Below are 11,587 nucleotides of genomic sequence, written 5' to 3' on the forward strand. Positions count from 1 at the left end.
TAGCAGATTGCGTTAATGCTGAGTGTTACCAGCGAAAGGAAATAAGTATAGGGAGATAAGTGATGCAGAATAAAGCCCCTGATTTACTGATGCTCGTGATGAGATTAACTATCATGTTAACCCTTACCGTGATTGTTCTCGGCGCTTATACACGTTTGTCTGATGCTGGCCTCGGCTGTCCTGACTGGCCTGGGTGCTATGGAAAGATCACCGTTCCCTCGAATACCCAAGCCGTTAATCAAGCCAATCTACAATTTCCAGAACGAGCTCTCGAAGCAGACAAAGCTTGGATAGAGATGATCCATCGCTACTTTGCAGGAACATTAGGGCTGCTTATCTTTGTCGTTGTTGCTTGGTGTATTAAAAAGAATATAACAGCTGCTGGTCTTCCGTTACTTATCTCTGCAACCGTGATATTTCAGGCTTTTCTTGGAATGTGGACGGTGACTCTCAAGTTGATGCCCGTTGTGGTTATGGCGCATTTGATGGGGGGCTTCACGTTGCTGTCACTGTTGTGTCTGCTCTACTGTCGTTTGTCTCAGTTCCAAAGCCGTTTTGGTGAGGCTACCTATTCTTCACCACTTAAAGTCTCGGCACTATTCGGATTACTCATTGTAATCGGGCAGATACTGCTCGGTGGCTGGACATCGTCAAACTATGCCGCTTTGGTGTGTACTCAATTACCGATTTGTGAAGGTAACTGGATGAGCTTCCTCGACTTCAAAAATGCGTTCGATTTTGCTCAACATGGACACGATAACTATGAGTTTGGTGTGTTGGAATATCCCGCAAGGCTTACCATCCATGTCATGCACCGGTTCGGGGCTATTGTGGCGACGTTAATGGTGCTGATGATCGTGTACCAGCTATGGAAATTTGGCCAAGTGCCTCACCAAAAGCTGAGCGTGATTGTCGCATTAGTATTGTTTACTCAAATCAGCCTTGGGATCAGTAATGTATGGTTTCACCTGCCAATCTCAGTTGCGGTTTTGCATAACCTAGTCGCAGCAATGTTGCTCATCAGCATGGTTGTAACCAATTTTGTGGTGTGGCAACGCAAACCGAGTGAGAGCTTGGTGAAGAACAGTGTATTACAAGGAGGTAATCATGGTCAGTAGAACGTCAACACAGTATGAAGTGGTGGCTCAAGACGCAGCCTTAACTCATAAGATAACAGCCAATAATGACATAACTTTAAGTAACGAAAAGGCTGAAAAAAACAAAGCCACTTGGAAAGTTTATTTAACGCTGACTAAGCCTAAAGTGGTGGCTTTGATGTTGCTGACAGCATTGGTTGGGATGTGTTTGGCCGTGCCGAATGGATTGCCTTTGCAACAAACTTTGTTCGGAATGATTGGGATAGGGTTAATGGCAGGTTCAGCGGCTGCGTTTAACCATTTGATCGATAAAAAGATCGACGGCCAGATGACTCGAACAAATCGACGCCCTTTACCATCCGGTGAGCTGAGTAGTGTGCGTGTGTTTAGCTTTGCAGCAGGTATCGGCTTATTTGGGTTCGCTACGTTAGTGGTGTGGGTCAATCAACTCACCGCTTGGCTAACCTTTGCAAGTTTATTGGGCTATGCGGTCATCTATACCATGTACTTGAAGCGAGCAACGCCGCAAAACATTGTGATAGCAGGGATCGCTGGTGCAATGCCTCCGCTACTGGGCTGGACGGCGGTTACCAATGAACTGCATTCAAATGCTTGGTTGTTGGTGATGATCATCTTTATTTGGACACCTCCTCATTTCTGGGCGTTGGCAATTCATCGTCGTGATGAGTATGCCAAAGTGAACATCCCCATGTTACCTGTGACTCACGGAATCGAATACACCAAGACGTCTATTTTTCTGTATACCTTTTTGCTTAGCATCGTGTGTATATTGCCTGTATTGGTTGGCATGAGCAGCTGGATATATCTGAGCGCTTCATTGGTGCTCAACGGCGGGTTTGTTTATCACGCTTGGCTACTTAAATATCGTGATGAGCCCAATATGGCGATGAAGACCTTTAAGTTCTCCATCTATCATCTCATGATCTTGTTTGTTGCTTTGTTGGCGGATCATTATTTGCTCTGATAGCTCTGTACAGATTAAACAAGGTTATCCCCATATCAAAACCAAACCTTTGGTTTCCACTAACCGAACCCTGACACGCCATGTATGAAAAACCGGACAATTGATTGGTATGAATTATATAAAGGAGCCGGTATGGAATTCACAGAACTAGACAGAGACGCGTTGTATCAAACGTGGATGTCACAAAAATCGAGAATGCGAATTACGCAGATGGAGTTTTCAAAAAAGCTAGGCATGAACCAGCTTGATTTCTCAAGAGTGCTAAGAGGGGAGACGCCATTAACCATGTCTTTCATTAGTCATTTTTGTCGTTTACTTCATTTGGAACCAAGGAATGTATTCCCCTCGCTGAAAGAGGGCAATGAGTCTGGGCCTAAAGTGGTCTACCTGAAAAGTAGAATGAGTGTTGATGGTGAGATCCAAAATGCTTATATCGAAGGAAATCAGGTAATTGTAGAGTACGCACACACTGTTCAACATGATTAATTTTAGAGTTAGCTCTGATTTTTACCCCCCTTTTTCTACAACCTTTTCACATAGGGTATGGCATACTTAGTTAGATTCCTTAATTTTAGCTAAGTGCGGTATGAACTCTTTAAAAGTCCTTTTGCTTGTTGCAACCAGCATTTTCTTGTTTGGTTGTGCAGGCGGCCCAATTAGAACCGCTACTAAATTTACCAGCTACGAAGATTTTCAGGCTGGGCCTGACGGAGGCGTCGACTAGGTTTGGGCAAGGTTTGGGCTACGTGACTCACAGCGTTTGAAATCCAAGTTAGATGATTACGACTCTGTAGTGATCGACCAAATTTTTGTTTTAGCAGAAGAAGGTTCGTTGGATCAGGAAGAGATTCAGGAACTCACTGAGCACATGGTTGCGCGCTTGGAAGATAAAATATCGCCTCATAAAACGATCGTCGATGAACCGACAGGAAAAACGCTCCGCTTGAGTATCGCTCTGAGTAACGTTGAAACGCCCAATCCGCTCTTAGCTGTAACGAGCAGCGTTCTGCCGTTTGGTCTTGCGATGTCAACCATATCTAAGGTCACGACTGGTGAGCACACCAATGTTGGGAGTGCGAGTGTAGAGTTATTGGTCAGTGATGCTCAAGAGGGCACACCACTGTTTGCAGCCATCGACCGTGAAGCGGGTAACAAAGATTTTTCAACCATGATTGATTCGCTGGATGATGCCAAAGACGCGATCAACTATTGGGTTGAACGTTTAGGTGATACTCTACACAACATAGATGACGCATAGTAAAGACCGAATAATGCTAGAGAAAGAGAACCTGATTAAGTTGGCTCGAATGCAGATGCCATTTGGAAAGTACGCGGGTCGTACACTGATTGACTTACCTGAAGAATATTTGCTGTGGTTTGATAAAAAGGGATTCCCGTCTGGTGAACTCGGCGATTTATTGAAACTGTGCCTTGCTCTGAAAATTGAAGGGCTTGATAGTGTCGTCAAGCCATTGAAAAGAATGTAATTAAATAAAAGCTCACGCTGATCACGTGAGCTTTTTTGTTTTTGAGTTCGACACAATTTTACATGCATGATGTAGCTTGAAGAATGGCTCTTCTTACCTTGCTATAAAATACGCAATCGATAGCGTGTAAATAATGGTATACAGGGTGTTTTAAATATAAAACACAAAAAAAATTGCGTTTATTTTTAATTAGTGATTGAAACTAGAGTTTTTACTAGTTAAGTTACAGGGAACAAGAAGATTAGTGCTGATAGAAAGTGACGTGAGACAACGTACATTCAGCTCAAGGATAGAAAAAAGGAAGAAGTAAGCAATGTTCCAGACTGATGATGTAAGAATTAACAAAGTAAAAGAGTTATTACCCCCTGTTGCTGTTTTAGAAAAGTTTCCAGCGACAGAAGTTGCTTCTTCTACAACCTTTGAAAGCCGCAAAGCGATCCACAATATTTTAGAAGAGAGCGATGATCGCTTGCTTGTTATTGTCGGCCCATGTTCTATTCATGACACAGAAGCTGCTCTTGAGTACGGTAAACGTTTGAAAGTGTTGCGCGACGAACTTGGTGATAACCTTGAAATCGTAATGCGTGTTTACTTTGAAAAACCACGTACAACTGTTGGTTGGAAAGGTCTAATAAATGACCCGTACATGAACGATACGTTCAAGCTAAATGATGGCCTTCGTCTAGGACGTAAGCTACTGCTGGACCTAACTGACATGGGCATGCCAACGGCAAGCGAATTCCTAGACATGATCACGCCTCAATACGTTGCTGACCTAATCAGCTGGGGTGCAATCGGCGCACGTACTACAGAATCTCAAGTTCACCGCGAACTGGCTTCTGGCCTATCTTGCCCAGTTGGATTTAAGAATGGTACTGATGGCAACATCAAGATTGCAACAGATGCTATTCGCTCTGCTAGCGCTTCTCACCACTTCTTATCAGTAACTAAGTACGGTCACTCAGCTATCGTTGAAACAGCAGGTAACCCTGATTGTCATATCATCCTACGTGGTGGCAAAGAGCCAAATTACAGCGCAGAACACGTTGGTAAGATTAAAGAAGAGCTAGCAGCTTCTGGTCTTCCACAAAAAGTGATGATCGATTTCAGCCACGCAAACAGCTCTAAGCAGTTTAAGCGTCAAATGAACGTATCTGATGACGTAAGCGCACAAATTTCTGGTGGCGACAAAGCTATCTTTGGTGTGATGATTGAATCTCATCTTGTTGAAGGTCGCCAAGACCTGGTTGAGGGCAAAGCTGCAACGTACGGCCAATCTGTTACTGATGCGTGTATTGGTTGGGAAGACACTGAAACAGTACTTCGCCAGCTGGCAGACGCTGTTGAAGCTCGTCGTAACAAATAGACTAATTACAGTCAGCGATTAAGCTACTGAAAATTCAAAGCCCTTAGTTAGCAACAGCTAATAAGGGCTTTTTTGTGGATCTTAGTTGAAAACTGGAAGTGTCTGTATTCTTAAATGAGAAAAGACAGTAACTCGTCGACTTTAAGTGACAGTAAAGCTTTATCTTGTTTGGTTTCAACGTTAAGGCGTATTAATGGCTCGGTATTGGACTTTCTTAAGTTGAAGCGCCATGAGCCCATATTCATGCTGATTCCGTCTGTGTGATCGATCTCAACGGCATTATTTTGGTAGTGCGATAACACGCAAGCCATGACCTGCTCTGGGTCTGAGACTCTTCGATTGATCTCCCCGGAAGAGGGGAATCTATCTATACTAGTACTCGTTAATTGGTGAAGAGATTGTTGAGTTTTCGACATCAGCTCGATAACCAATAGCCAAGGAATCATGCCTGAATCGCAATATCCAAAATCACGAAAATAATGGTGTGCACTCATTTCGCCCCCATAGACGGCATTCGTTTTACGCATCTTCTCTTTGATCAGTGCGTGTCCTGCTTTAATTCCAATCGCTTTTCCACCATGCGTTTTTGCGATTTCAATTGTGTTCCAGGTCATGCGCATATCGTGCAATACAGTCGTGTTAGGCTGTTTGACCAAGAATGCTTCAGCAAGCAACCCTACAATGTAATAACCCTCGATGTAATCGCCTTGCTCATCAAAGAAAAAGCATCGGTCGAAGTCTCCATCCCAAGCAATTCCAAGGTTGGCAGAATGCTCTAAAACGGCATCTCGAGTGGCTGCTTGGTTCTCTCTAATCAAAGGGTTTGGAATACCATTTGGGAAGTTTCCATCAGGGTTATGATGAACTTTGATGAAGGTGATAGGGACACCGAGTTCGTTAAATTTATTATCTAAAGCATCAATGATATGTCCTGCAACACCGTTCCCAGCATTAACCACAATCTTCATCGGTGACAGCTTTGATGGGGTTATGTACGAGAGTAGGTGCTCGACGTACGGAGCAAGAATACTGTTCGATCTACTAGAGTTACTTGGTTGTGCATGAACGAACGGTAAATTGCAGTTCAGCTCTTGATTAAGTTCTTCAATGCGTCGTTTGATTTCATCTAAACCACTGTTTTTACTGATAGGGCTAGCGTCTACACCGACCATTTTCATGCCGTTGTAATTGATTGGGTTGTGGCTGGCTGTGATTTGTATTCCGCCAATCGCTTTTAGGTAACGAGTCGCAAAGTAGACCTCTTCAGTGCCAGTCATACCTAGATCAATGACGGTAATCCCTGACTCGATTAAGCCTTTGGTCATGGCTTCTTGTAATGACAGGGAGGTTTTGCGGTTATCACGACCAATCACTACCTGCGCCAAACCATCGAGTGAGGTTTCAGGCTTAGCGGATAGGACGTATTCGCCAAATGCCTTACCGAGCAGGTAGGCGAGTGGCTCATTGATTTGTTTACCAATGACGCCGCGGATATCGTTGTTCTTAAAGCAGTTTAGGTCTAATGTTGGTTTCATCGATTTGTCGCTGCTTTATTTCGTTTGGTTGTGCTTTGATGAGTGGACTTGTTGCTTGCGCACGTCTCGCCCATAACTGTCTTGATATCGAATGATGTCGCCTTCACTTAAATGACTGCCTGTTTGTACTTCAATCATCTCGAGTGGGAGATCCCCTGGGTTCTCTAGGCTGTGAATATGACCTAAAGGGATGTAAGTGGATTGATCTTCTTCAACCAGATAGGTTTTCTCATTGTTGGTCACTTTCGCAGTACCCGCCACGACTACCCAATGTTCCGCTCTATGGTGGTGCATTTGTAACGACAACTTGTGACCGGGTTTAACGGTGATACGTTTAACTTTGTCGCGCTTGCCTAGGTCGATAACATCGTATTTACCCCAAGGTCTAAACACCTCACGATGATGCACATGTTCTGTGCGACCCGCTTGATTTAGTTGACTGACAATCGATTTAACACCCTGAACCCTGTCTTTATTTGCAACCAATATAGCGTCTTTGGTTTCGACAATAATCAGGTTGTCGACACCTACCGTCGCAACCAGCTTATTTTCAGCATGGATGTAGTTGTGTTGAGAGTCGACGGTTAACACATCACCTTCAATGACGTTATTGTGCTGATCTTTTTCGCTTACATCCCAGATCGCGGACCATGAGCCAATATCGTTCCAGCCGACATCCATCGGGATCACCGCGGCGTGCGAGGTCTTTTCCATCACGGCGTAATCGATTGAATCACTTGGACTGCTTTTGAATGCTTCAGCGTCTATACGGATAAAGTCGAGGTCGGTATTTTGCGTTGCAAGAGCGAGTTTACAAGCCGCTACTATCTCAGGGTGGTGTTCGGCGAGTTCTTCAACATAGCGTGATGCCTTAAACATGAACATGCCACTGTTCCATAAGTATTGTCCTGAGCGGATGTACTCTTCTGCTGTTGCTGTGTCTGGCTTTTCTACAAAGCATTCTATGGCGAAGGCGTGATTGATTGGCTGCTCTGTTCCATTAGTATCAGTTTGAGCACTGGAGGAAAGAGGCTCTCCCTGCTTGATATAGCCATAGCCAGTCTCTGGGGAGCTAGGTGTTATACCGAATGTCACCAGCTTGCCTTGTTTTGCATAATCAACACCACGACTAATCGCTTGTTGGAATTCAGAGGTTTTCGCGATGTGATGATCAGCAGCCAGCACTAACAAGATAGGGTCGGATGCGCTTTGTTCATTAAGCGGTGGTTTACTTAAAGCCTTTAGGGCGGCAAGCGCAATGGCTGGGGCTGTATTTCTACCGACTGGCTCTAGCAGAATACCACTATGTTGAATGTTAGCTGATCGAGCTTGTTCAGCGGCAATAAAGCGATGCTCTTCATTACAGATAATGAATGGGGCATCGCATTTACTATCCATCAAGTGCTCTTCAAGGCCTTGCAGGCGTTGAAGTGTGTGCTGAAGCATTGACTGGTCGCCGGCAATATTGAGAAATTGCTTAGGGTAAAGCTCGCGAGACAGTGGCCAGAGACGACTTCCGGAGCCGCCGGCTAGAATGACAGGTAAAATCATAGCGTGGTAATTAGGTGCATTAGAATACTGCCAGCATATTACCACGCTTCACGCTTATTACTTATCGATAACCAAGAAGGATATGACTATCGATGACCTTCCGTAGGGGAGTTCAACATGTCTTTGGGATCGCTAATATTCTGATTATCACCTAGGCTTTGAACGCTGTTATGATCTTGAACATTAGAAAAGTCTTGAGGGTCAATCTTGAGTGTCTGTGTTGGGAACGCGATGTCTGCATTGTGTTTATGAATAATCGCCAGAACCTGTAACAGAACGTCTTGCTTCACTTTGTGGTACCTGATCCAGTTGACTGTTTTTGTGAAGGTATAGATAAAGAAGTTGAGCGTTGATGGCCCAAATTTGTCAAAGTTAACGATCAACGTCTGTTTGGCATCAATATCAGGGTGGGTCTCGAGCATGGTTCTTACATCATCAACAATGAGCGCCAATTTGTCTGCATCTTGATAACGAAGACCAAAGGTTTCATTGATTCTACGATTCAACATTCTCGATGGATTCTCTACCACAATACTACTGAACACCGAATTTGGCACGTACAAAGGACGCTTATCAAAAGTGCGGATGATCGTCATGCGCCAACCAATGCGTTCGACAGTGCCTTCGATTTGACGATCGGGAGAACGTATCCAATCACCGACTTTAAAAGGGCGGTCGAAGTAAATCATCATGCCACCGAAGAAATTCGACAGTAGATCTTTTGCAGCTAAACCGACAATTAAACCACCAACACCACCAAAGGTGAGTAAGCCGGAAAGACTGAGCCCAAATGCCTGCATAATGGTTAGGCCGCCCATCACCATAAAGAACAGACGAGCTACTTTTGCAATCGCCTGTACAGTTGTCTCATCCCTGTTTTTTTGCTCTAAGACGTATGCTTCAGCATTGGTGATCATTCGTAAGGTGAACCAAACGAAGGTACATATGATCAATATGTGCTTGAGAGTTTTTAACCAGTTGATTTCATTGCCAAACTGATCTTGAAGAATCAACCCGATAGATACGGTCGCTGGCCAACACCAAAGTAACGTACTGACAGGGGTTTTCAGTGCCTCTAGTAGTAGGTCATCCCAGTGAAAGTGGGTTCTCTGTACCAGAACTTCCAAGCGATTATGGATAATTCGCCAAGCTACCCAAGCGAGAAAACTCGCAATAGTGATGAATAGGACGCTGTTTGCCCAATCACTATGGCTCTGGTTGATGTAGGTTTGTACTTGGGTTATGAATTCATTCATTGTGTGTGCTGCCGCAGAAATTATGAATTGGAAATTAGCAGAAACTCGAGTTGTTCTCTACCTTTATAAATCAAGCGATTATGACAATAGTATAACCTTATTCTTGCAGAACTAACTTTTTTTGAGATAGAAACTAATGTAGGTTTGGCTATCCCGTGTAATTAAAATTTCTAAACAGGATTTCAAATGAGCGACAAACAATATGCAGTTATCGGTTTAGGGCGATTTGGTCTGTCTGTTTGCAAAGAGCTACAAAGTTCAGGGGCACAGGTACTGGCCGTCGATATTGATGAAGAGCGAGTGAAAGAAGCAGCGGCTTTTGTTTCACAAGCGATTGTTGCGAACTGCACGAGCGAAGAGACGGTGAAAGAGTTAAGACTCGATGATTACGATATGGTGATGGTATCGATAGGCTCTGACGTTAACTCAAGCATTCTAACGACTTTGGTGGTGAAAGAATCTGGAGCAAAAGCAGTCTGGGTTAAGGCGAATGATAAGTTCCACGGCAAGATCCTCTCTAAGATTGGTGCTGACCATATCATCATGCCCGAGCGCGATATGGGTATTCGTGTTGCTCGTAAGATGCTGGACAGACGCGTTCTCGAATTTATCGACATTGGCAGTGGCTTAGCGATGACGGAGATTGTTATTGGTTCTAAACTGTTGGGTAAGAAACTTGGCGATCTTAAGCTGTGTAAAGAAAATGGTGTTGAGGTACTTGGCTTCAAGCGAGGGCCGAACCTCACTAAAGCACCAGAATTGGATGTGAGTTTAGAAATTGGGGATGTGGTGATCATCGCTGGGCCGAAAGAGACCTTATCTAGAAAGCTACGCAATTGGTAATTGGCAATAAGGTAACAGTATGAATTCGTTAAAACGAAAAGGTACTTTCTACACGCTTAAGAGTGATAAAAAGCCACGTAAAGGCTCTGAACCTAAGATTATCCTTACGAGCTTCTTAGGCGTACTTATCCCCTCTGCAATATTGTTGACGATGCCTGTATTTTCTGTGACAGGCCTAAGTTTTACGGATGCACTGTTTACAGCAACCTCGGCGATCAGTGTGACAGGATTAGGTGTTGTCGATACCGGTGAGCATTTCACCTTGGCGGGTAAAATCTTACTGATGTTCTTGATGCAAGTCGGCGGGTTAGGGCAGATGACTCTATCTGCGGTACTGCTTTACATGTTCGGTGTTAGGTTAAGCCTTAAACAACAAGCACTCGCGAAAGAAGCGCTTGGCCAAGATCGTAAGATTAACCTTCGTAAATTGGTTAAGAAGATCATCATCTTTGCATTAGTGGCTGAATTTATCGGTTTTGTATTGCTCTGCTTCCGCTGGGTACCTGAGATGGGATGGTCAACGGGCAGTTTTTATGCACTGTTTCATGCGATATCTGCATTCAATAACGCAGGTTTTGCACTGTTTTCAGACAGTATGATGAGTTTTGTTGATGATCCGCTGGTGATCTTCACCTTAGCTGGCTTGTTTATTTTCGGTGGGCTAGGCTTCACAGTCGTCGGCGACCTATCGAGTAACTGGCGTAAAGGTTTTCGACATCTTCATTTACACACCAAGATTATGCTAACCGCCACTCCGACTCTATTGTTGGTAGGTACGGTATTGTTCTGGCTGCTAGAAAGAAATAACTCAGCAACCATGGAAGGGTTATCGACTCAAGGACAGTGGCTAGCCGCATTTTTTCAGTCGGCAAGTGCTCGTACTGCTGGCTTTAATAGTGTGGATTTGTCTCAGTACACACAGCCTGCGTTGCTGGTAATGATTGTACTGATGTTGATTGGTGCAGGTTCTACCTCAACAGGTGGTGGTATTAAGGTTTCGACCTTTGCAGTAGCCTTTGTCGCAACGTGGACCTTCCTCCGTCAGAAAAAGCACGTGGTGATGTTTAAGCGCACTGTGACTTGGCAAGCGGTAACAAAGTCATTGGCCATTATTGTGGTAAGTGGGGCGTTATTAACCACCGCGATGTTTTTGTTAATGCTTACTGAAAAGGCAGCGTTTGATCGAGTCATGTTTGAGGTGATTTCTGCCTTTGCAACGGTTGGTTTAACAGCTGGCTTAACCGCAAACCTGACTGAGCCAGGTAAATACATCATGATTGTGGTTATGGTGATTGGACGTATCGGCCCCCTGACCTTGGCTTATATGCTAGCTCGCCCAGAACCTTCCTTGTTGAAATACCCTGAAGACACGGTGTTAACGGGTTAATTAGGTCCATGGGCTGATAAATAAAGCTCTGTAAATAAAAACAAAGCCAGCGATATGCTGGCTTTGTTGTCATAGGCTGA

Annotated in this window: 10 protein-coding genes and 1 pseudogene; 8 read left to right on the forward strand and 3 right to left on the reverse strand. The window is 44.2% G+C overall.

All coding sequences use genetic code 11. The annotated features are described in order from the left end of the window. Positions 1 to 62 precede the first annotated feature (62 nt). The 6 genes and pseudogenes from AB4274_RS07830 to aroG all read left to right on the forward strand — a co-directional run bounded on the left by AB4274_RS07830 (position 63) and on the right by aroG (position 4,935). On the forward strand, positions 63 to 1,118 hold the full coding sequence (locus tag AB4274_RS07830) for a heme A synthase (protein WP_372111556.1): 1,056 nt from the start codon (positions 63 to 65) through the stop codon (positions 1,116 to 1,118). After that, the gene (cyoE, locus tag AB4274_RS07835; RefSeq protein ID WP_372111559.1) at positions 1,108 to 2,082 is read left to right on the forward strand and encodes a heme o synthase; all 975 of its coding nucleotides are present in this window, start codon (positions 1,108 to 1,110) and stop codon (positions 2,080 to 2,082) included. Before AB4274_RS07830 ends, cyoE begins: the two co-directional genes overlap by 11 nt. 132 nt (positions 2,083 to 2,214) lie before the next feature. After that, positions 2,215 to 2,568, forward strand: coding sequence for a hypothetical protein (locus tag AB4274_RS07840; RefSeq protein WP_017061749.1), 354 nt, complete (start codon positions 2,215 to 2,217; stop codon positions 2,566 to 2,568). 100 nt (positions 2,569 to 2,668) lie between these two features. Beyond that, positions 2,669 to 3,340, forward strand: a pseudogene (locus tag AB4274_RS07845) (DUF3313 domain-containing protein). Between the two features lie 13 nt (positions 3,341 to 3,353). Then, entirely contained in the window at positions 3,354 to 3,569 is a 216-nt protein-coding gene (locus AB4274_RS07850; RefSeq protein ID WP_004730103.1) for a DUF3820 family protein, read from the forward strand. Between the two features lie 313 nt (positions 3,570 to 3,882). Further along, the gene (gene aroG / locus AB4274_RS07855; RefSeq protein WP_017061746.1) at positions 3,883 to 4,935 is read left to right on the forward strand and encodes a 3-deoxy-7-phosphoheptulonate synthase AroG; all 1,053 of its coding nucleotides are present in this window, start codon (positions 3,883 to 3,885) and stop codon (positions 4,933 to 4,935) included. A 110-nt stretch (positions 4,936 to 5,045) separates the two neighbouring features. Here the strand turns inward: aroG and AB4274_RS07860 are convergent, their stop codons facing one another. The 3 genes from AB4274_RS07860 to AB4274_RS07870 form a co-directional block, all read right to left on the reverse strand. Continuing rightward, positions 5,046 to 6,470 (reverse strand): phosphomannomutase CpsG, encoded by a 1,425-nt coding sequence (locus tag AB4274_RS07860; RefSeq protein ID WP_372104299.1) that lies wholly within the window; start codon positions 6,468 to 6,470, stop codon positions 5,046 to 5,048. Positions 6,471 to 6,485: 15 nt separating this feature from the next. Continuing rightward, complete coding sequence (locus AB4274_RS07865; RefSeq protein WP_372111561.1) at positions 6,486 to 8,021, reverse strand: mannose-1-phosphate guanylyltransferase/mannose-6-phosphate isomerase; 1,536 nt, start codon at positions 8,019 to 8,021, stop codon at positions 6,486 to 6,488. 86 nt (positions 8,022 to 8,107) lie between these two features. Then, a complete protein-coding gene (locus AB4274_RS07870; RefSeq protein ID WP_372111563.1) occupies positions 8,108 to 9,277 on the reverse strand; it encodes a mechanosensitive ion channel family protein in 1,170 nt (389 codons plus the stop codon). 186 nt (positions 9,278 to 9,463) lie between these two features. Between AB4274_RS07870 and AB4274_RS07875 the strand changes: the two genes are divergently transcribed. Beyond that, the gene (locus AB4274_RS07875) at positions 9,464 to 10,120 is read left to right on the forward strand and encodes a TrkA family potassium uptake protein (protein WP_372111565.1); all 657 of its coding nucleotides are present in this window, start codon (positions 9,464 to 9,466) and stop codon (positions 10,118 to 10,120) included. Positions 10,121 to 10,139: 19 nt separating this feature from the next. Continuing rightward, positions 10,140 to 11,507 (forward strand): TrkH family potassium uptake protein, encoded by a 1,368-nt coding sequence (locus tag AB4274_RS07880; RefSeq protein ID WP_017065604.1) that lies wholly within the window; start codon positions 10,140 to 10,142, stop codon positions 11,505 to 11,507. The last annotated feature ends 80 nt before the right edge of the window (positions 11,508 to 11,587 follow it).

Origin of the sequence: Vibrio sp. 10N.261.55.A10 (assembly GCF_041470825.1) — a bacterium.
Taxonomy (GTDB): domain Bacteria; phylum Pseudomonadota; class Gammaproteobacteria; order Enterobacterales; family Vibrionaceae; genus Vibrio; species Vibrio crassostreae_C.